This is a genomic window from Exiguobacterium sp. s150, assembly GCF_018618435.1.
In the GTDB taxonomy this organism is placed as follows: Bacteria; Bacillota; Bacilli; order Exiguobacteriales; family Exiguobacteriaceae; genus Exiguobacterium; species Exiguobacterium alkaliphilum.
The window spans coordinates 155023-174737 of sequence record NZ_JACSMC010000003.1 but is presented as its reverse complement, the minus strand read 5'-3'; the positions used below and the strand labels follow the sequence as shown (position 1 = coordinate 174737).

The 19715-nt window shown below is 51.6% G+C and carries 21 protein-coding genes; 17 read left to right on the top strand and 4 right to left on the bottom strand.

Annotated elements, in window-relative coordinates; all coding sequences use genetic code 11:
• The first annotated feature begins 246 nt into the window (after positions 1 to 246).
• From KNP76_RS03645 to KNP76_RS03630, 4 genes are all read left to right on the top strand, one after another.
• Positions 247 to 2313 (top strand): DEAD/DEAH box helicase, encoded by a 2067-nt coding sequence (locus tag KNP76_RS03645; protein ID WP_371816147.1) that lies wholly within the window; start codon positions 247 to 249, stop codon positions 2311 to 2313.
• Between the two features lie 2 nt (positions 2314 to 2315).
• A complete protein-coding gene (locus tag KNP76_RS03640; protein WP_214842733.1) occupies positions 2316 to 2780 on the top strand; it encodes a hypothetical protein in 465 nt (154 codons plus the stop codon).
• A gap of 14 nt (positions 2781 to 2794) precedes the next feature.
• A complete protein-coding gene (locus KNP76_RS03635) occupies positions 2795 to 3052 on the top strand; it encodes a hypothetical protein (protein ID WP_214842731.1) in 258 nt (85 codons plus the stop codon).
• A gap of 127 nt (positions 3053 to 3179) precedes the next feature.
• Positions 3180 to 4718, top strand: a complete 1539-nt coding sequence (locus KNP76_RS03630) for a hypothetical protein (RefSeq protein ID WP_214842729.1) — start codon at positions 3180 to 3182, stop codon at positions 4716 to 4718.
• A gap of 42 nt (positions 4719 to 4760) precedes the next feature.
• Here KNP76_RS03630 and KNP76_RS03625 read toward each other — a convergent pair whose 3' ends face one another.
• From KNP76_RS03625 to KNP76_RS03610, 4 genes are all read right to left on the bottom strand, one after another.
• Positions 4761 to 5045, bottom strand: a complete 285-nt coding sequence (locus KNP76_RS03625; protein ID WP_214842726.1) for a putative quinol monooxygenase — start codon at positions 5043 to 5045, stop codon at positions 4761 to 4763.
• A 15-nt stretch (positions 5046 to 5060) separates the two neighbouring features.
• Positions 5061 to 5699, bottom strand: a complete 639-nt coding sequence (locus KNP76_RS03620) for a nitroreductase family protein (RefSeq protein ID WP_214842725.1) — start codon at positions 5697 to 5699, stop codon at positions 5061 to 5063.
• Between the two features lie 23 nt (positions 5700 to 5722).
• A complete protein-coding gene (locus KNP76_RS03615) occupies positions 5723 to 6133 on the bottom strand; it encodes a MarR family winged helix-turn-helix transcriptional regulator (RefSeq protein ID WP_214842723.1) in 411 nt (136 codons plus the stop codon).
• Between the two features lie 121 nt (positions 6134 to 6254).
• Positions 6255 to 6989: a hypothetical protein gene (locus KNP76_RS03610; protein WP_214842721.1), complete on the bottom strand. Its 735-nt coding sequence runs from the start codon at positions 6987 to 6989 to the stop codon at positions 6255 to 6257.
• A gap of 198 nt (positions 6990 to 7187) precedes the next feature.
• Here KNP76_RS03610 and KNP76_RS03605 point away from each other — a divergent pair, with 198 nt between their 5' ends.
• From KNP76_RS03605 to KNP76_RS03545, 13 genes are all read left to right on the top strand, one after another.
• Positions 7188 to 7580 (top strand): GntR family transcriptional regulator, encoded by a 393-nt coding sequence (locus tag KNP76_RS03605; protein ID WP_251137318.1) that lies wholly within the window; start codon positions 7188 to 7190, stop codon positions 7578 to 7580.
• Positions 7546 to 8427, top strand: a complete 882-nt coding sequence (locus tag KNP76_RS03600) for an ABC transporter ATP-binding protein (protein WP_214842719.1) — start codon at positions 7546 to 7548, stop codon at positions 8425 to 8427. The genes KNP76_RS03605 and KNP76_RS03600 overlap by 35 nt, the downstream gene beginning before the upstream one ends.
• Entirely contained in the window at positions 8417 to 9544 is a 1128-nt protein-coding gene (locus tag KNP76_RS03595) for an ABC transporter permease subunit (protein ID WP_214842717.1), read from the top strand. The genes KNP76_RS03600 and KNP76_RS03595 overlap by 11 nt, the downstream gene beginning before the upstream one ends.
• A gap of 12 nt (positions 9545 to 9556) precedes the next feature.
• A complete protein-coding gene (locus KNP76_RS03590) occupies positions 9557 to 10030 on the top strand; it encodes a DUF4825 domain-containing protein (protein ID WP_214842715.1) in 474 nt (157 codons plus the stop codon).
• Positions 10031 to 10167: 137 nt separating this feature from the next.
• On the top strand, positions 10168 to 11841 hold the full coding sequence (locus tag KNP76_RS03585; RefSeq protein ID WP_214842713.1) for an AMP-binding protein: 1674 nt from the start codon (positions 10168 to 10170) through the stop codon (positions 11839 to 11841).
• Between the two features lie 79 nt (positions 11842 to 11920).
• On the top strand, positions 11921 to 12499 hold the full coding sequence (locus tag KNP76_RS03580) for a fatty acid metabolism transcriptional regulator FadR (protein WP_214842711.1): 579 nt from the start codon (positions 11921 to 11923) through the stop codon (positions 12497 to 12499).
• A 79-nt stretch (positions 12500 to 12578) separates the two neighbouring features.
• The gene (locus KNP76_RS03575; RefSeq protein WP_034809796.1) at positions 12579 to 13352 is read left to right on the top strand and encodes an electron transfer flavoprotein subunit beta/FixA family protein; all 774 of its coding nucleotides are present in this window, start codon (positions 12579 to 12581) and stop codon (positions 13350 to 13352) included.
• 13 nt (positions 13353 to 13365) lie between these two features.
• Complete coding sequence (locus KNP76_RS03570; RefSeq protein WP_214842709.1) at positions 13366 to 14331, top strand: electron transfer flavoprotein subunit alpha/FixB family protein; 966 nt, start codon at positions 13366 to 13368, stop codon at positions 14329 to 14331.
• Between the two features lie 107 nt (positions 14332 to 14438).
• Positions 14439 to 14753 (top strand): thioredoxin, encoded by a 315-nt coding sequence (gene trxA / locus KNP76_RS03565; protein ID WP_214842707.1) that lies wholly within the window; start codon positions 14439 to 14441, stop codon positions 14751 to 14753.
• 277 nt (positions 14754 to 15030) lie between these two features.
• Positions 15031 to 17469 carry a Na+/H+ antiporter subunit A gene (locus KNP76_RS03560; RefSeq protein WP_034816378.1) on the top strand — a complete coding sequence of 813 codons (2439 nt, stop codon included), beginning with the start codon at positions 15031 to 15033 and terminating at the stop codon, positions 17467 to 17469.
• Positions 17453 to 17893, top strand: a complete 441-nt coding sequence (locus KNP76_RS03555; protein ID WP_034816510.1) for a Na(+)/H(+) antiporter subunit B — start codon at positions 17453 to 17455, stop codon at positions 17891 to 17893. The genes KNP76_RS03560 and KNP76_RS03555 overlap by 17 nt, the downstream gene beginning before the upstream one ends.
• Positions 17893 to 18234, top strand: a complete 342-nt coding sequence (locus KNP76_RS03550) for a Na(+)/H(+) antiporter subunit C (RefSeq protein ID WP_034816376.1) — start codon at positions 17893 to 17895, stop codon at positions 18232 to 18234. Before KNP76_RS03555 ends, KNP76_RS03550 begins: the two co-directional genes overlap by 1 nt.
• Complete coding sequence (locus KNP76_RS03545; protein ID WP_034816374.1) at positions 18227 to 19711, top strand: Na+/H+ antiporter subunit D; 1485 nt, start codon at positions 18227 to 18229, stop codon at positions 19709 to 19711. Before KNP76_RS03550 ends, KNP76_RS03545 begins: the two co-directional genes overlap by 8 nt.
• Positions 19712 to 19715: the final 4 nt, after the last annotated feature.

Below are 19715 nucleotides of genomic sequence, written 5' to 3'. Positions count from 1 at the left end.
TCCAGTATCTTGCGACCATCAATCAAAACAAAACCCCCATACTTCAATGTCATGCCGACGGCATGCATCTCAAGTATAGGGGAGAAAAGCTATTAAGCGTATAAGTGGTATAGTGTCCGCACTGAGTGGCTCAGTTGTCCGCACTCGGTGGCTCAGAAGAATGCACAAGTGGCTCATTTTAAATGCAATAATCATGAGCTCCGGCTATACCGCTCAAAAGGGAGGTCGTTCCATCCAAAGGCGTATTTGTTCCGTACAATAGAAAGCGGTACGTTTTTTGTGGGTTCCTCGAATTTATCGCATAGTGCGTTAAATCATGGTGTGGAATGGAATGTTGAAATTCCTTCGAATGTGTCAGAGGAAGTGTTCGAAGAGTCAGTCGCTGCGTTCCATGAATTATTTTATAGTGAATATGCGCAAATGATGAATCCAGTCTCGTTACAGCCTTATCGTGAAGAGTATGAAGCGCGAAAGGATCGAATGAAAGAATGGGAGGTCGCTGAACATTCTCCCGTCTACATAGAAGATGATTCGATTACCCCGACGTCTGTCCAAGACGCAGCGTTATTGGCTCTCCGAGAAACGATGGCGGAAGGTCGGAAAAAGGCTATGCTCGTCTTGGCGACAGGATTAGGGAAAACGTATTTGAGTGCATTCTTTGCACGACAATTCAAACGTGTCCTTTTCGTTGCACATCAAAGAGAACTTTTGTTACAAGCAGAAAAGTCATTCCTCAATGTGGCGAATGACTGGAAGACTGGGTTACTACTCGGTGGTGAATCAAGAAATCAAGATACTGCTGACGTCGTGTTCGCCTCGATTCAAACGTTAGCTTCGAAACAAAGGATGGAGCAATATGACCCGGAGCAATTCGATTTGATAATCGTGGATGAGTTCCATCATTCGGCTGCTCCTTCCTACCGTCGAGTGCTAGATTATTTTCAACCGAAGTTCTTACTCGGTTTGACTGCAACGCCTGACCGTTTAGACGGAGGAGACGTATATGCACTTTGTGATGATAACGTCGCCTTCCAGATGCACTTTACGGAAGCGATTGAAGAATCGTTTTTAACCCCGTTTCATTACGTTGGAATCTATGATGAAATCGACTACTCTCAGATTCGTCTGATCAATGGACGTCGTTATGATCAAGAAGAGTTATTGGCAGAACAGTTAAAAGAAAGTGTTGCCGAGAAGATTTATAGGGCCTGGTCAGAGCATCATCAATCGAGAGCACTCGGCTTTTGTTCTTCCGTTATACAAGCTGAATATTTGGCTGATTATTTCAGGAGGCAAGGAGTACAAGCGGTAGCGCTTCATAGTCAGGCCGATTATGATCGAACGGAAGTAATTGCCCAATTAAAGCAAGGACAATTGGACATCATTTTTGCAGTGAATCTATTTAATGAAGGTGTCGATATTCCTGAAATCGATACGCTATTGTTCTGTCGTCCGACTGAATCATTGACAGTATTCACCCAACAAATTGGACGAGGGCTACGTCTATCAAAAGGAAAGACGCATTGTACGATTATCGATTTAATTGGGAACTATAAAAATATTGATAAGAAATTGGCTTTGTTGACGACTAGCCGACAAGATACAGTGAGTTCCTTACCAACTACGATTGATCTACCTTCGTCATGTACAATTGAGTTTGATTTACAGACTGTTGGCTTACTGAAGAAAATGGTGACACGTTCCTCAACGCGTCAGCAATTACTTAAACAAAATTATTTCATGGTGAAAGAAGAAATAGGTAGGCGCCCGAGCTACATGGAATTAATCCAACGAGGAGAGTACTCTATAGACGCTTATCGTTCCGAATGGAGAAAGCTTGGTGGGTTCTTCGGATTCTTTCATAAACTGGGAGAACTAAGTGAGGAAGAAGCGAGAATATACAATGATGTAAAGTCGCTTCTTATCGAGGTGGAATACACGAGCATGACCAAAAGCTATAAAATGATTGTACTTTCAATTATGCTAAAACGAGGAGAAGAGAACTGGTACAAGCCACTTAAAGCATCTGAAGCCGCTCTTCCTTTTTATGAATACATTAAAAATAAACCATATCGTCAGCAGATTGATGGACAGACAAAAGACTTTCAGCAACCATTCCATCAACAAAAAATTGAAAAATTATTGTTACGAATGCCATTCGATAAAATTGCCAAAGGACCGTTTTATGTAGAAGATGAAACTCTGCATATTGAATTCAATGAAGCGTTCCGCAATCTAACCGTTTATGAATGGGTTAAACAGATTGTAGATGTTCGATTACATTACTACTTTAGTCGGAAAGCGAAAGGATGAGCATGCTGAACGATAAAATACCTATCAACTCATCAGAGATCGCTATACAGTCTTTTTGTAACTTTATTGATGGTTTTGCGCGTCAAGGTACATATAAAATGAATGTTATCCAAATCATGCTCAATAGAGGATTTGAAGATTGGTTTCACCCATTATCAGCTGATGTGATCGCAAAAGAGTACTACGATTTGGTAAGAAAGCAAAGTGAAGAACATTCATTAAATGGTATCGCTAAAATATTTCAAGAATCATTTTCACAGAAGGAAATAGAACGTCATCTAAATTCGCTACCGTTTAAAGCCTTGACGACAGAATCACCAAAAACAGGTAAATCACCATTTGAGAATGCAAATGGGAAACTTATTGTCAGAGAGAAGTACTGCATTCCGACTAAACAAGCGCATGCTGCTATTCAATTAGCAGTTGAAAACAAATTAGAAGACTACTTTGAAATGAAACAGAAGTAGAAAGGTGGGGTAATGTGAAACGCCTGTTACTACGTAAAATCCAGTTTGCCCTCCAACACCACGGTGGGACGGCATCTTTAAAAGACATTTATGCGTATGTCGAAAAATCATACTATCAACTCGAACTCGATCGTTACAAAGATTGGAAGGCGCACGTCAACAAACAAATTCGTGCCCACTCGAGTGATTCCGCAAGTTTCGCCGGGAAAGAAGACTTGTTTTATGCCACAGGAAATAAAGGCATTTGGGGTCTTCGTCAATCGAATAACTAACCGAAAGCGGGACCATTTCACTTGGTTCCGCTTTCAATATTTACAATACGTCACACCCCCTTGTCACAAAATCGACAATGCGTTACACTTCGAGACAGTGTGAAAAAAATGTATAAGGGGTTTATCCATGGAAATTGTACAGCAGTTATCTCAAGTTCAATTACTCAACCAGTTTTGGTTGTTAATGGCCTTCGTCATCCCGATGGTCATCTTGTCACGGATGGTCGTGGCCGGTTCACGGTTCTCGCCAATCCTCGTCATCGTCATCTTCGGCCTCGGTCTCGGCTTCGTCATGGTCGAGATGGGCATCGCGACACCGGGTCTCCCGGAGTTCCCACTCGTCGACTTTATGTCACGGACGACGATTATCGCGCTCGTCGTCTCGTTCTTCGTCGGGGGACAAGAGCTTCGTAAAATCTTAAGCAAGCAAGCGCTCGACGTAAAAGACATCGTCGTGCCGTCAAAAGAAGAGATGTTCCTCGGAACGGGACGGACGCAGTTCATCTTCATCCTCCGTTCGTTCTTCTTGCTCGTCGGACTAGAAGGGTTCTTCCGTATGATGATTCAACCGGGTACGGCGGAAGGCATCATGCTTTACTACCCGATCCTCGCATTAATCGGTCTCGCGGCGTCGTTCCTCTTGATCGACCACAAGGCGCAAATCGACGACAAACAAGTGTATATGCGTAAAGGTTTGATTGAGACGGTGATTCTTCTCGCCATCTTGTTCGTCTCGTACGCGATTGCCATGCTCGTCCAACCCGTCATCGCGCTCCCGCAGATTTTCTTCGCGATGATCGTCTCGTCAGCACTCGGTGCCATCTTCCAAAACTGGACGTATGGTCCGACGGTTCGCGCGCTCCTCTTCGCCGGAATCCCGGTCGTCTTGGCAGCGAACTTCATGGTCGGGGGGTCACGCATCAGTGACGCGTTCGCCATCGAAGGTATGAACTCGGTCCTCTTCTACGGATTCTTCGGCCAGTTGTTCTGGATGTTCGGTGGGATTGCGCTTCTCATGTGGTTCGCCCGCACGGCGCATATCCGTAACCTCGCACCAGGTATGGCCGGATCACTGTCGCATAGTGGTCTCACAGGCGCATGTACGGCTGGTGACTTCGGGAAAGTCGCAGCGAAACGTGCCCCGATCATGATCAACATCCCGTTCTTCGGTCACATCTTCGTCTTCTCGATTTTGGCAGTCAGTGCCGATAACGGGGCGCTCTGGATTTGGCCGACGGCGATCATCGTCTTGGTCGGTCTCACGCTCACGTTCCTCGCGCTCAAAAACTTGCGCGCTGCGAACGGCGAAGACTTCAAAGAAGTCAAGGCGCTCATGCAGTTCTCGTTCGGCTGGCAGATCATGGCCGTCTTCGGCGGACTCGTGCTCCTCAGCTTCAGCACGATCGCATTCGACTATTCGGCAATGGCCCAGTCGTCTGCGATCTCGCACTTCGGTCTCTTCGCGGCGATTCAAGGCGGCATGTTCGGGACGGAAGCATCGCTTCTCATCCCGCTCATCTTCTCGATGCCGTTCCTCGTTCACCCGCTCGTGTTCTACATGTTCGGGAAGGCGCTCGATAACAACGGCGAGATGCCACGCGTACCGGTTTACGCGATGGCGCTCATCGGTGTCCTCGGTGTGTCGGTCGCGATCATCGGACTATAAGCAAAACTCCGCTCCTACATCATGTAGGGCGGAGTTTTTTGTTCAGTTCACTTCCGTCACATGGAGCACCGGTTTCGCCGTCACGTAGTTGCCTACGTTTTGAGCGAACGCGATGAGGTCCGGGTTTTGGTTGTGTTGCTCGACGGCCGCTTGGTCGGCCCAGTTCTCGATCATGACGAACCGGTTCTCTGACGTCGTCGATTGGAACAGCTCATTGCTCAAGCAACCGGCTTCTTGTTTCGACGAATCGATGAGCTTGTTGATGTCCGCTAAGAAGCTGTCAAACGCGTCTTCTTTCACGTCGAAGATGGCATTGATTAGGATCATGTGGGGTTCCTCCGATTATTTGAAGTTCGTGATTGTTTCAGCGTCGAGGCGGACCGATTGGTAGCCTTCTTCTGCAGCTTTACCGACTGAGAGAATCATGACCGGCACGTAGCGGTCTTTGTCTAAACCGAACGCTTCCGCAAGTTGGTCTTTCTCGAAACCGCCGATCGGGTTCGTGTCGTAACCGTGCGCACGGGCGACGAGCATGAACTGCATCGCGGCGAGGCTCGAGTCGATTTTGACGATGTCGTTCATCTCTTGTTTAGACAAGTTTTTGTAGTACGGGAGGATGGCGCCGAGCTGCTGGTCGCGTACTTCTTGTGGCATTTTGCCTTCCGCGACAGCTTGGTCGTAAATCTGTTCGCCATATTCGTAACATTCCATGTCACCGAAGATGAGCACCATCGCAGCCGACGTATCGTTTTGACGGACGTTGAAGCGGATGAGCGGCTTGAGCGTCTCTTTCGCCTCTGGGCTCTCGACGACGACGAAGCGCCATGGTTGCATGTTGACTGAAGACGGGGCTGTTGTCGCTTCCTCGATCATTTGAAGCATTTCAAGTTGTGAGATTTTGACGTTCTCGTCGTAGACGCGGATCGATTTGCGACCGAGCATCACGTCAGTGAATGTGTTGTTTTCGAATGTAGTTGCCATGGATATTACCTCTTTCTCTCTTGTTATAGTTGGTTCAGCTTTTGCAGCAGACTCGACAGCTGATTGATTTCTGACTCGGACAGCACTCTCGTAATCAAATGCTTGCCGCGGTCGTGATCTTGTTCACAGCTCGTCAAGTCATACTTGGCTTCGTCGGTCAAATGGACGAACACTTCACGATGGTTCGCCGTGTTCCGTTCCCGTCGGACGTAGCCTTTTTCTTCAAGGATCTTCAAATGGCGGGTGATGGCCGCATTGTCGATTTTCATCGCCTGCTGAATCTCGCTTTGCGAACAGATGCCCTTGTCATGCACAATCATGAGCATCTCATAACGGGTCAGGCTGAACCCCGTCTCTTTCTCGAACGAGGTCGCGACGCGTTGGTCCGCCAGTTTGATTTGGTACAGCAGTCGGCTGATGTCTCGTAACTCCATCTGTGGTGTCTCACCCCTCTCATTTGATAAGTCAATTGTTGACTCGTCAAATGTAAAACATTCACGATGTCCTGTAAAGGAGAATGCTCACAAAAAAACCATCCGCTTTTGCGAATGGTGATCACTCCTCATATTCCGTCCCGTCAAAGCGGTATTCCGTGATGAACGTCGTCTCGTCGAACCCATATAGCCGGTCGTGGTCGTTCAAGTCGTCGATCGTCTGGAGCGAGGCGAACGAGGGCTCGCCGTCGCGCCCGTTCTGCGTCACGTTCAAATAACGTTCCGTGAAGTCGTCATCCTCATCCGGCGTCCCGTCGAACGAGAAGTGAATCGACCTCACATCGTCCTCGAGCAGACGGATGATGTCGAGGACGCGTTGCTTTTGCTCGTCCGTATTGTCCCACGCCTCGTGCAACATGATCGCGACACCTAAAAATCGTTCAGGGTTCAGTTCGAAGATGGACGTCGCCGGCATCGTCTCGATCGTCTGTCCTCGTCCGGCGCCATCGAACACGGTCGCGCGCACGGTCTCTGCTTCCGTCAAGGCATTCGCGTCGACGAGCCGGGTGTGTAACGTCGACTCTGCTTCGTTCACCCAGTACGTCGGCATCACGTCGTCATGGATTGTCCCGTCACCGTACGTCCGGGCGTGATACGTGCCTCGGAGTGGGGGACGTTCGAGTTCAAACGTCGCTTTGAAGTTCGCCATTTTCCAATCACGTGACACGTCCACCTCGACGTTTTCCCCATATGTGTCATAAATGTATGTCTCGTAACGTTCCGTCGCTTCGCCGCGTCCGTACATCGTGCCTGCCACGAAGAGGGCGGCTGCGCCAATCAATAATCTCTTTTTCATGTCTGCTGTCACCTCTCCTCCAATGTACCCGAAAAGTCCCACCCACGTCTCGGTCTAAAGGCGTATACAAATTATTTCCAATTACCTGTAAACTAAAGATGCCATCGAAGAACTATTGCATTTACGTGTGCTAGTACATATAATACACTTATAACGGATTTAAGGAGAGGGTGTGAGCCATTGCTTTACAACATCGATATGAAAAGTTCGGAACCATTATACGAACAGATCGTCAACCAGACGAAAGCGCTCGTCATCCGTGGCATTTTACGGCCCGGGGACAAGGTCATGTCGGTACGCGAACTCGCGACCGACCTCGTCATCAACCCGAATACGGTCAGTAAGGCCTACCAAGAGCTCGAGCGTCTCGGACTGCTCGAGATGCATCGTGGCCGTGGCACGTTCGTGTCAAAGGATTGGGTCGACCAGGACGCTTCACGCGGACCGGTGATTGAAGCCATTCAAAAACTCGCCATCGATTGCCATTACGCGAACGTCTCGTTCGACGAAGCGGTGACGTTGTTCGAGACCGAATATAAGAAAGTAGGGGAGAGTCATGCTGACAGTCCAGCAACTAACGAAGAAAATTGATCGACAGACCGTGCTCGACGGGGTCGACTTCACGGTCCATCGCGGCGAGATCGTCGCGCTCGTCGGACGGAACGGGGCCGGCAAGACGACGCTCCTCCGGACGGTGGTCGGCATCATCCGACCGGACGCAGGCGATGTCTTATATGGGAAGACGAGTATCTTCAACACGCCGGAATTGAAACGGGACGTCATCTTCGTGCCCGACTCGGCCGACGCGCTCAAACATTACACGGTGAACGAAGCAGCTGCCTTATACGAGTCGATCTATCCGTCGTTCAACCGCTCGACGTTCCGTGAGACGCTCACGCGCTACAACATCGACAACAAGAAGATTCGCCAGCTCTCGAAAGGACAGAAGGCGATGGTGACGCTGTCGCTCGCGTTCGCTGTCCAGGCGAAGTACTATCTTCTCGATGAACCGACCGACGGACTCGATGTTGTCGCCAAAGCGGACGTCTTGAAGCTCATGATCGCGCAAATCGAGCAGCGTGATTGCTCGATCATCGTCTCGAGTCACCAGTTGCACGAGCTCGAGCGAATCGCCGACCGTGTCATCATGATTGAAAAGGGACGGGTCAAAGCCGTCATGACGCTCGAAGAGGCGCGTGCCTTGAGCGTGAAGTGGCAAGTCGTCTTCCAAGACGAGGTGCCGGTCGCGCTGCTCGAACGAAAAGACATCGAAATTTTAAGCGTGACCGGGCGTGTCGTCTTGTTCATGGCCCGGGAGCGGTCGGATGAGCTCGAGGCGTTCGTCGACAGCTACAAGCCGATGCTCGTCGAAGAGATTCCGATGTCACTAGAAGATGTGTTCCGCGTCCAATTAGGAGGTGAGGCGAATGTTGTCTAACGTGCTACTAAAAAAAGATTGGAAACAAGTGTCGCTCTTATGGATCTTACTCATCGGGCTCGGGATTCTCGCCTATACGATTCCAGTGTTCAATGAGATGCAGTTTTATGATGAACAGATCCAAGATATTCAAAATAACCCTTCGCAGTATCAGGAAGGGACACCGAACGACATCACCACACTCACGACGGAAGACTTTTTCAATACGACAGCCGGGGCTGGCTATTGGATTGGTGACTTAGGGTCGCTCTTACCGCTCGAGACGGTCTTCTTCCTCTACGTCGTGTTCGGATTTTTAATGGCGTCCGTCTTGATTGGCAGTGAGCGCAACAGCCAAATGTCCGACTTTTCGATGTCACTCCCATTCAGCCGCAACCAGCTGTACATATCAAAATGGTTGATCGGCGTCAGTGGCATCATCCTCTCATCACTGATTGGCGGGGCAATCATGCTCGTCGTGATTCACACGTCACGCTATGCGTTCTTGATTGAAGGGCAGACGTTGAAAGTGCTTGCTGTCCTCGGTTTTGTCATCTTGGTCGGTATTTCTGTCTTCACGTTGTCGCTTTGGATGGGCTCGTTCGGAGGCGAAGCAATTTCTCAAGTGCTCTGGTCGATTGTTGCTTTCTTGTTCCCGGTTGGAATTTTGTCATTGGTGTACGGGTCGATTCAAGCGACTGCAGGATATGTCTCGTACGACTGGTACTCGGCAGCAATGGAAAGCCTTCCGATGCGCATCGTGTCACCGCTTGTGAACATCGCAAATGTCGACACGTATAACTTGTTTACCGACAACTCGGTGTGGCGTGACTTTTCGACAGTCGGGATATTCAGTTCACTTCTCTTCATTGGGTTGACGTTCGCGCTCGGTCTTCTCACGTTCAACCGGGCCCCGCAGGAGAACAACGGCCGCTTCTTCATGTTCACAGGCTGGCTCTGGCTCGTCCATGTCGTGATGGTCATTTGTTTCGCCATGCTCGGGGGCATCATTTTCTCGGCATTCTCGTACCCGACGAGTGTGACGCTGTATATTATTGGCTTCTTGATCGGCGGCTTCCTCGCGCACTTACTCGCGAGACGTCTGCTTTACCGCTTCAACTTGCAGCTCAAATCATAAGGAGGCATTCCGATGAAACGGTTCAGTCTATTGCTCGCCCTGCTCCTCGTCTTAACGGGTTGTGCGGATTCGTCGACAGATCGCCCGAATCCGTTCCAATACAAAGGTTCATACGTTGGCGACAATAGCGCCGTCATCGGGATTGCCCAAAACTTGCCGATGCATGACTGTTACAAGTCGATCGAGCTGCAGACGAAGAAGCGTCCGTACGGTCTGACCGTGCGCTATGACGATCCGGAGCTCGAACGGATTGAACAAGAGCGGCTCGCCATCCGGAACGCCGCGACGTACTTCACGCTCGTCAAGAACGCCGAAATCGTCCGCTTCGCCTTCCCGAACCGGACGTACGCGTTCTCACGGCCGGAGATGGAGGCGTGGCTCGGCATCGATTTCTCAACAATCAAATGGGAGAAAGACTTGGTGCTTCGCCTCGATGAGAAAATCGGTAACGAGGCGCAGACGGAAGACTACTTCAAACGCATTTGAACGTGATTGGATTTCATCATCCAATCACGTTTTTTCGATATTTTCTGAAAAGTATCGGGTAAAGGGTAGATGAAAGCGTTTTCTTCGTCATATAATGGAATTAACTGAACCATCATTCATTCCAAGGAGGAAAAGCGATGAACAAACCATGGTTACAAGATTACCCAGCCGACATGCCCGAGACGATTGACTATGAGGTGAAGCCGCTTTATGAAGCGCTCAGCCGCGCCGCGAAAGATTTCCCGGACCGGAAGGCCGTCTCGTTCATCGGAAAAGAGCTGACCTACGCCCAAATCGACGATGCAGCGCACCGTCTCGCGACGATGTTGCAGTCGAAGGGACTGCAGAAAGGGGACCGCGTCAGCCTGATGCTTCCCAACTGCCCGCAATACGTCATCTCGTTCTACGCCGTCTTGTACGCCGGAGGCACGGTCGTCCAGACGAACCCGCTCTATACCGAGCACGAGCTCGAAAATTTGATCACCGACTCGGGCGCCAAGATTGTCATCACGCTCGACCTCCTCTATCCGAAATCGCTCCGCGTCAAAGAGAAGACGGATATCCAGACGATTATTACGACGAGCATCGCCGATTACCTCCCATTCCCAAAGAACAAGCTCTACCCGATTAAAGTGAAGCGCGAAAACAATATCGTCATCGACACGACAGGATCGGTCTTGTTCAAAGACTTTAAAAACTTTGGACCGGTGAAGCCGATTGAAGTCGATCCGAAAGAAGATGTCGCCGTCTTGCAATATACGGGTGGGACGACCGGTCTTCCGAAAGGTGTCATGTTGACGCACTTCAACTTGTCGGCGAACGTCGATCAGATTTCGAACTTCTTCTATAAATATAACCGCGGGGACGAGAAGCGCGTCTTGAGCGTCGTCCCGTTCTTCCACGTCTACGGCATGACGTGCTGCCTAAACTTCGGGGTGGCGAACGGCTATGAGCTCGTCCTTGTCCCGCGCTTCGACGTGACCGACGTCCTGAAGACGATCAACAAGAAAAAACCGCACTTCTTCCCGGGTGCACCGACGATGTATGTCGGCATCCTGAACGACCCGAAACTGTCGAAATATGACCTATCGTCCATCGAGGCCTGTATCTCGGGTTCGGCCCCGCTCCCGGTCGAGGTGCAAGAACAGTTCGAGAAAATCACGGGCGGACGGATCGTCGAAGGGTACGGATTGTCGGAGACGTCACCGGTGACGCATGCGAACTTCTTGTGGGATAAGCGCATCGTCGGCTCGATTGGTGCGCCGCTGTCGGACACTTCTGCTAAAATTGTAAAGGCAGACGGCGAGACGCCGGCCGAAATCGGAGAGATTGGTGAAGTCTTGCTCCACGGTCCGCAAGTGATGAAAGGCTACTGGCAGAAGCCGGAAGAGACGGCGACCGTCTTGAAAGACGGATGGCTGGCGACGGGCGACCTCGGTTACATGGGTGAGGACGGGTTCTTCTATATCGTCGATCGGAAGAAAGACATGATTATCGCCGGTGGCTTCAACGTCTATCCGCGTGAAATCGAGGAAGTGCTCTATGAGCATCCGGCCGTCAAAGAAGCGGTCTGTATCGGCGTTCCGGACCCGTATCGCGGGGAGACGGTCAAGGCGTTCATCGTCAAGCGCGACGGCGTCGACGTGACGGAAGAAGAGCTCGACAAGCATTGCCGCGAGAAGCTTGCTGCCTATAAGGTGCCGAAACTGTACGAGTTCCGCGAAGAGTTGCCGAAGACGTTCGTCGGTAAGATTTTGCGTCGTGTCCTCGTCGATGAAGAGAAGGCGAAACAAGTGAAACAAAGCAGTTGACACGGCCTTCACACGTGATAGAATAATAAATGAATGAACCATCATTCATTTTTCAGTAGCGGTAAGGAGCTTGGGGTTTATGACAAAGAATGGATCAAAGAGTGACCGCATTATCGATGCGGCAGTGAAAGTGATTGCGGACCACGGGTATCACGGTGCGAAAGTGACGGCCATCGCCAAAGAGGCGGGTGTCGCCGATGGGACGATTTATCTGTACTTTAAGAACAAAGAACATCTCTTAATCGAGTTGTTCGAGACGAAGATGGGGCTGTTCATCGACTATTCGAAGCAACAGATTGAACGAGAGGCGACAGCCGCCGACAAGCTTTGCCGCTTGATTGAGTCACATCTGAAACAGCTGTCGGCCGATTACGACCTCGCCGTCGTCACGCAAATCGAGCTCCGGCAGTCGAACTTGGCATTGCGTCAAAAGATTAGCGATGTGTTGAAACCATATTTGAACTTGATCGATGCGGTCGTCGCACACGGAATCGAGACGGGTGAGTTCGACAAACAGCTCGACTATCGGCTCGCGCGGCAGATGATTTTCGGTACGATCGATGAAGTGGTCACGAGTTGGATGGCGAGCGGCTTCAAGTACGACTTGATGTCGACGCTGCCGAAAGTACACCATATGTTGAAAAAAGGGCTTGCTTAACCGTAAGCCCTCTCATTGGCCCAAAAAATGAATGCTGATTCATGAGTGATGGTGCGAACAACTTAAAGGGGGAACTACGATGAATATTTTTGTATTGCTGAAACGGACGTTCGATACGGAGGAAGCGATTCAGCTCGAGAACGGGGAAATTCAAGAAGACGGTGCCGAGTTCATCATCAACCCATACGATGAATATGCGGTCGAAGAAGCCATTCGCAAACGTGACGATCTCGGGGGAGAAGTCACGGTCGTGACGGTCGGTCCGGACGATGCGGATAAAGAGTTACGCACGGCCCTCGCGATGGGAGCGGACAAGGCGGTCCGCATCTCAATCGAGGACGACGTCGAGGACGCGGACCATGTGACGATCTCGAAGGTGCTCGCGACGTATTTGAAAGAACAAGCGCCGGACCTGATCTTTGCGGGGAACGTCGCCATCGACGGTGGTAGCGGTCAAGTCGCCCCACGTGTGGCGGAACTGCTCGACATGAACTATGTGACGACAATCACCGAGCTTCAAATTGACGGGACGACAGCGACGGTCACGCGTGACGTCGAAGGGGACACGGAAGTGATTGAAGTGGCGCTCCCGCTTCTCGTCACAGCGCAGCAAGGATTGAACGAGCCACGCTACCCGAGCCTTCCAGGAATCATGAAGGCGAAGAAGAAGCCGCTCGAAGAGCTCGACCTCTCGGACATCGACCTCGATGAAGATGAGATTGAAGCGAAAATCGAGACGATTGAACGGTTCTTGCCGGAAGAGAAGAAAGCCGGACGCATCCTTGAAGGGGACACGGCGTCACAAGTGAGCGAGCTCGTCCAATTACTTCGCACGGAAGCAAAAGTCATTTAAGGGGGACACACATATGAAAGCTTTAGTACTCGCAGAGGCGCGTGAAGGCGCGTTACGGAACGTATCATTTGAAGCCATCGCTGCGGCGAAACAATTGACGGATGACGTGACGGCTGTCGTCATCGGGGAAGACGTCAAAGCACTTGCGAACGAACTCGGGGAATATGGCGCCGGACGTGTCCTCGTCGTCGAAGACGAGCGTCTCAAACATTACACGCCGGACGGTTACGGGCAAGTGCTCCGACAGCTCATCGAGCAAGAGTCACCGGATTTAATCGTCCTCGGCCATACCGCGCTCGGCAAAGACATCGCACCGAAACTCGCGGCCCGTCTTGACGCCGGTCTCATCAGTGACGTCGTCTCGATCGAAGGATCTGGTAAAGACGCCGAGTTCGTCCGTCCAATCTATTCAGGGAAAGCGTTCGAGAAAGTGAAGTTCAAAGACTCGGTCATGTTCTTCACGATTCGACCGAACAACATCGATGCGTTACCACGTACGGCTGGTGCGAGCGCATCGGTCGAGACACCGAGCGTCGAACTGAAAGACCTCGCGATGATCGTCAAAGAAGTCGTCCGCAAAGCGACCGGCAAAGTCGACCTCGCCGAGGCGAAAGTCATCGTCGCCGGTGGCCGTGGCGTCAAGAGCGAGGACGGCTTCAAGCCGCTCGAAGAACTCGCGGAACTGCTCGGTGGGGCGGTCGGTGCTTCACGTGGAGCATGTGACGCTGACTATTGTGATTACGCTCTCCAAATCGGTCAGACCGGGAAAGTCGTCACGCCAGACCTGTACATCGCGTGCGGTATTTCCGGGGCAATCCAGCACTTGGCCGGCATGAGCAACGCCAAAGTGATCGTCGCCATCAACAAAGACCCGGAGGCGAACATCTTCACGGTGGCGGATTATGGCATCGTCGGCGACTTGTTCGACGTCGTCCCGTTGTTGACAGAAGAGTTCCGCAAGCACCTCGTCAGTAGCTAAAGTGCAGAACGTTTGGGGAAACTTACCCTCCGTGGTATACTCTGAACATGAAATGCATGAGGGTTCCTGAGTGGATTCTCACATCTTATTGGGGAGGTATTTACCAAATGGCTATTAAACACGCAACGACTCAATCGTTTGAACAAGATGTGCAAGAGGGCGTCGTCCTCGTTGATTTTTGGGCAGCATGGTGTGGACCGTGTCGTATGATCGCACCGGTTCTTGAGGAGCTCGATCAAGAGATGGGCGACCAAGTCCAAATCGTCAAACTCGACGTGGATGAGAACCCAGAAGTCGCGGGCGCTTTCCAAATCCAAAGCATCCCGACGCTCATGATGTTCAAAGACGGTCAACCTGTCTCGAAGACAATGGGCTTCCAACCAAAAGAAGCGTTGAAAGAGTTCATCGCGACAGCACAATAATGTCCAAAACAGCCGATCGGATCTCCGGTCGGTTGTTTTTTGTATGTCACCCGACAGACGAACTATGAGATTTTTTTTACATTTTCCGACGCGTTCCTTCATATTTAAAAGTTTAGAAATAGTTTGAATTTGTGAAGAAACAGGGAAGTTTTAATCATGGCTAAGAACGGAAAAATTGCGCTATACTCATGTAGAGACGTGATGTAGTCAGATGACCCTACTTTTAGTTTGGGCACGCTATATCGCTTGTACGACTCTGTTCGAAGGAGGAATTTTCTTGTCGGTGTTACATCTCGCTATTTTATTGCCGCTCCTCGCGGCACCGTTTATCCCGTTTCTGTTTCGGGCAGTGAAGCGAATACATACGGGGTGGTTCGTATTAATCGTCCCTACGCTTCTATTCGTGTACTTCTTCCGATACATCGGTATCACGAGTGATGGGGGTGTCGTCACGGAGACGGTCCGCTGGATGCCGTCGCTCGGCATCAACTTCACGGCGTACGTCGATGGGCTCGGCCTCTTGTTCGCGCTCCTGATCACGGGGATCGGTGCGCTTGTTGTCTTGTATTCGATTTATTACTTGAATAAAGACAAAGAATCTCTCGGCCACTTTTACGTGTACTTGCTCCTCTTCATGGGGGCGATGCTCGGGGTCGTCTTGTCCGACAACATGGTCGTCATGTACATGTTCTGGGAGTTGACGTCGATTTCGTCGTTCCTCTTGATCGGCTACTGGTACGAGAAAGAGCGTTCCCGTTACGGGGCGCAAAAATCGATGCTCATCACCGTGTTTGGGGGTCTGTCGATGCTTGGGGGAATCGTCCTCCTCGAGTCGATGGTCGGCTCGTTCAGCATTCGAGAGATGGTCGCGAACCAAGCGGTCATCGTCGATAGCCCGTTCTTCATCCCGGCGATGATTCTCATCTTGCTCGGGGCGTTCACGAAGTCGGCGCAGTTCCCGTTCCACATCTGGTTACCGGATGCGATGGAGGCACCGACTCCGGTCAGTGCATACCTCCACTCGGCGACGATGGTCAAGGCGGGGCTCTATTTGGTCGCGCGGATGAGTCCGGTGTTCCAAGAGTCGTCGCTCTGGCTATGGATCATCGTCTCGTTCGGGACGTTCACCCTCTTCTGGGGGTCGTTCAATGCGGTCAAACAGACCGATTTGAAAGGGATTCTCGCGTATTCGACCGTCAGTCAGCTCGGTCTCATCATGTCGCTCCTTGGTCTTGGGGCTGCGGCGCTTCATTATGACGGGGTCGATGACAACATCTTCATGGTCGCGACGATTGCCGCGATCTTCCATTTGATTAACCACGCGACGTTCAAAGGCTCGCTCTTCATGATGGTCGGAATCGTCGACCACGAGACCGGGACGCGTGACATTCGTAAGCTCGGCGGCTTGATGACCGTCATGCCGATCACGTTCACGATCGCCGTCATCGGTTCGTTGTCGATGGCCGGTCTACCGCCGTTCAACGGCTTCCTCAGTAAAGAGATGTTCTTGAAGGCGACGACGAAAGTGTTCTCGGCCGACTTCTTCGCGCTCGACACGATCGGCCTGCTCATCCCGGTCGTCGCGTTCATCGCGAGCGTGTTCACGTTCGTCTATAGCTTGATCATCTTCACGCGGACGTTCATGGGCAAAGCCCAGTTCGACAAGTTGCCGAAACAGCCGCACGAGGCGCCAATCGGGATGCTCATCCCACCAGCGATTCTCGCCGTGCTCGTCGTCGTGCTCGGCTTCATCCCGAACGTGTTATCGAACACGCTCATCCGTCCGGCTGTCGAATCGATTTACCCGTCGCTCGTCGAAGGCGGACAGGCAGTCGAAGTCGATTTGTATTTCTGGCACGGGATCACGCCTGAGTTGCTCATGACAATCGGGATTGTCGCGCTCGGGACGGTGCTCTTCTTCACGCTCAACAAATGGATGGGCATCTACAACCGTGTGCCGTACCGCTTGACGCTCAACGGAATGTACGACGGTTCGCTCGTCTGGTCGAACAAGGCGGCGTACCGCTTCAAAGACAACTACATGACGGGCTTCATTCGCTCGTATTTAATTTACATCTTCGTCTTCATGTCGGGGATGCTCTTGTTCTCGATGTGGTGGTATGAGATGTTCAACTTCTCGTTCGACGAGATGGCCGAGATTGCGCCATATGAGTATGTGCTCGGTGCGGTCGTCGTCTTGAGCGCGTTCGCGATTCTGTTCATGCGTTCGCGTCTCCCGGCAATCATCTTGCTCGGTGTCGTCGGCTATGGTGTCGCGCTCTTCTTCGTCTTCTTCGAAGCGCCGGACCTCGCGCTCACACAGCTCGTCATCGAGACGGTTTCGGTCGCGCTCTTCCTGCTCGTGTTCTACCACATGCCGGAAATCAGCAAGAAAGAAGTGCGGATGCGCTTTAAAGTCGGCAATGCGATCGTGTCGGTCCTTGTCGGTGTGACGGTCATGATGCTCAGCTTCATGACGCTGTCGAACAAGTCGCTCAGCTCGATCTCGGAATACTATAAAGAAAACGTCTATGAATTGGCTGCCGGGAAGAACATGGTCAACGTCGTCCTCGTCGACTTCCGTGGCTTTGATACATTGTTCGAGATTATCGTCCTCGCGGTCGCCGGTCTCGGGATTTACACGATGATCAAGTTCAGAACGACAGCACAACGTACGAAAGGAGAAGGTGAACATGGACATGAAGCCAAAAAGTGATAAACGCGTCAATGACGTCATTTTGCAGACGGCCGCGGTGATCATCTTCTTCATCATCATCGTCTTCTCGATTCACTTGTTCTTTTCGGGTCACTACTCGCCGGGCGGTGGATTCATCGGGGGATTGATGACGGCAGCGGCACTCGTGCTGCTCCTCCTCGCCTTCGACTCGAAGACGCTCGCGACGGTGCTCCCGTTCGATTATCGCCGTCTGACGGCGCTCGGGGCACTCATCGCGGTGTTGACGGCGATGCATTCTGTCTTCTTCGACTTGCCGTTCTTCACGCACGCCTATGACAAGTTCTACTTGCCGCTCCTTGGTGAAGAGACGCTCCATACGGCGATTGCCTTCGACCTCGGCGTCTACTTCGTCGTCATCGGCGTCACGATGACGATCATTCAAACGATTGGAGAGAGTGAATAATGGAAATCTTCGTTAGCATCATTATCGGTGTCTTGACGATGTGTGCAGTCTATATGATTCTCTCAAAGAGTTTGTTACGCATCATCATCGGCACGTCACTGTTCAGTCACGCCGCCCACTTGCTCGTCTTGACGATGTCAGGACTGAAGACAGGGGCCGCACCTGTCCTCGTCGACGGTGTGACCGACTATACCGACCCGTTACCGCAAGCGCTCGTCTTGACGGCGATCGTCATCAGTTTCGGGGTGACCGCGTTCTTCTTGGTGCTCGCCTACCGCGCCTACCAAGAGCTGAACACGGATAATATGGAGGAAATGAAAGGAACGGAATCGAATGATTAACTTACCTGTGTTTCCGATTGTCATCCCGGCGCTCGCGGCGATCATCATGATGTTCCTGCCAAAGAACGTGCGTCTGCAGCGCGGACTGGCACTTGGATCGATCTTTATCACGTTGCTCGTGTCGCTCTTGTTGGTGCACACGGTCTCGAACGAGGGCATCATGACCCTCAACCTCGGGAACTGGCCGGCGCCGTTCTCGATCACGCTCGTCTCGGACATGTTGTCTGCGCTCCTCGTCACGACGTCGACGCTCCTCACGTTCTTCATCGTCTGGTTCGCTGTCCATTACTTTTCGACGGCGTATGAAGAGAACTACTTATACGTGGCGATGCTGTTCTTGCTCGTCGGGGTAAACGGCGCCTTCACGACTGGCGATATTTTTAACTTGTTCGTCTTCTTTGAAGTGTTCTTGATCTCGTCTTACGTCTTGATCGTCCTCGGCGGCAAGGGCGTGCAGTTGCGCGAGTCGATTAAATACTTGCTCGTCAACGTCCTCGCCTCGGCCCTGTTCGTCATGGCGGTCGCGTATTTATACGGTGCCGTCGGGACGCTCAGTTTGGCCGACCTTGCCCAAAAGATTCCGCTCGTCGACAATCCGAACGTCATCTCGGTCATCGGGGTGTTGTTCATCATCGTCTTTGGGTTGAAAGGGGCGCTCGTGCCACTTCACTACTGGTTACCGGGATCGTACGTCGTCGCACCGACGCCGATTCTCGCGTTGTTCGGAGCACTTTTGACGAAAGTCGGGGTCTACTCGATTCTTCGGACGTATACGCTCCTGTTTGACGTGAACGGGACGTTCTTACAGACGTTCCTCATCGTCCTCGCCGTGCTCACAATCGTGACCGGGATGGTCGGGGCGATCGCCTATAACGACGTCAAGCTCATCATCATCTATAACATCATGATTGCCGTCGGGGTCATCTTGTACGGAATCGCGGTCAACACGCAGACGTCGCTCGAAGGGGCGCTCTACTACTTGATTCACGACATGATGATTAAAGCCGTCTTATTCATGCTCGTCGGGATGATGATCGGTATCACGAGGTCCGGGCAGCTCCGAGGCATGGGCGGGCTCATCACCCGCTTCCCACTGTTCGGTTGGACGTTCTTCATCGCGGCGCTCTCGCTCGCCGGAATCCCACCGCTCAGTGGCTTCTTCGGGAAGCTTCTCATCATCCAAGGTGGGGTCGGAGAAGGGGACTTGTTCGGTCCGATTCTCGTCCTCGTCTCGAGCTTGTTCGTCCTCTTCTCGGTCATCAAGATTTTCTTGAACGGATTTTGGGGCGAAGAGCGCGGCACGTATGACGGCCCACTCGTCCCTTACGCAAGTCGTCTGCTCGTCCCGGTCTGCCTCTTGCTCGCTGTGGCGGTCGCCTATGGGTTCGGTGCTGAGTTGATGCATCCGTATATTACCCAGGCAATCGAACCGCTCACGCAACCAGAACTTTATATCGATGCCGTGTTAAAGGAGTGACTAT

Excerpts from the sequence above, each read along its gene's own strand:
- KNP76_RS03550 (WP_034816376.1), top strand. The coding sequence starts at position 17,893 with ATGGAAATCTTCGTTAGCATCATTATCGGTGTCTTGACGATGTGTGCA.
- KNP76_RS03625 (WP_214842726.1), bottom strand. The coding sequence starts at position 5,045 with ATGATCCTAATCAATGCCATCTTCGACGTGAAAGAAGACGCGTTTGAC.
- KNP76_RS03600 (WP_214842719.1), top strand. The coding sequence starts at position 7,546 with ATGCTGACAGTCCAGCAACTAACGAAGAAAATTGATCGACAGACCGTG.
- KNP76_RS03620 (WP_214842725.1), bottom strand. The coding sequence starts at position 5,699 with ATGGCAACTACATTCGAAAACAACACATTCACTGACGTGATGCTCGGT.
- KNP76_RS03575 (WP_034809796.1), top strand. The coding sequence starts at position 12,579 with ATGAATATTTTTGTATTGCTGAAACGGACGTTCGATACGGAGGAAGCG.
- trxA (WP_214842707.1), top strand. The coding sequence starts at position 14,439 with ATGGCTATTAAACACGCAACGACTCAATCGTTTGAACAAGATGTGCAA.
- KNP76_RS03580 (WP_214842711.1), top strand. The coding sequence starts at position 11,921 with ATGACAAAGAATGGATCAAAGAGTGACCGCATTATCGATGCGGCAGTG.
- KNP76_RS03615 (WP_214842723.1), bottom strand. The coding sequence starts at position 6,133 with ATGGAGTTACGAGACATCAGCCGACTGCTGTACCAAATCAAACTGGCG.
- KNP76_RS03640 (WP_214842733.1), top strand. The coding sequence starts at position 2,316 with ATGCTGAACGATAAAATACCTATCAACTCATCAGAGATCGCTATACAG.
- KNP76_RS03555 (WP_034816510.1), top strand. The coding sequence starts at position 17,453 with ATGAAGCCAAAAAGTGATAAACGCGTCAATGACGTCATTTTGCAGACG.
- KNP76_RS03605 (WP_251137318.1), top strand. The coding sequence starts at position 7,188 with ATGAAAAGTTCGGAACCATTATACGAACAGATCGTCAACCAGACGAAA.
- KNP76_RS03545 (WP_034816374.1), top strand. The coding sequence starts at position 18,227 with ATGATTAACTTACCTGTGTTTCCGATTGTCATCCCGGCGCTCGCGGCG.
- KNP76_RS03570 (WP_214842709.1), top strand. The coding sequence starts at position 13,366 with ATGAAAGCTTTAGTACTCGCAGAGGCGCGTGAAGGCGCGTTACGGAAC.
- KNP76_RS03595 (WP_214842717.1), top strand. The coding sequence starts at position 8,417 with ATGTTGTCTAACGTGCTACTAAAAAAAGATTGGAAACAAGTGTCGCTC.
- KNP76_RS03585 (WP_214842713.1), top strand. The coding sequence starts at position 10,168 with ATGAACAAACCATGGTTACAAGATTACCCAGCCGACATGCCCGAGACG.
- KNP76_RS03630 (WP_214842729.1), top strand. The coding sequence starts at position 3,180 with ATGGAAATTGTACAGCAGTTATCTCAAGTTCAATTACTCAACCAGTTT.
- KNP76_RS03610 (WP_214842721.1), bottom strand. The coding sequence starts at position 6,989 with ATGAAAAAGAGATTATTGATTGGCGCAGCCGCCCTCTTCGTGGCAGGC.
- KNP76_RS03590 (WP_214842715.1), top strand. The coding sequence starts at position 9,557 with ATGAAACGGTTCAGTCTATTGCTCGCCCTGCTCCTCGTCTTAACGGGT.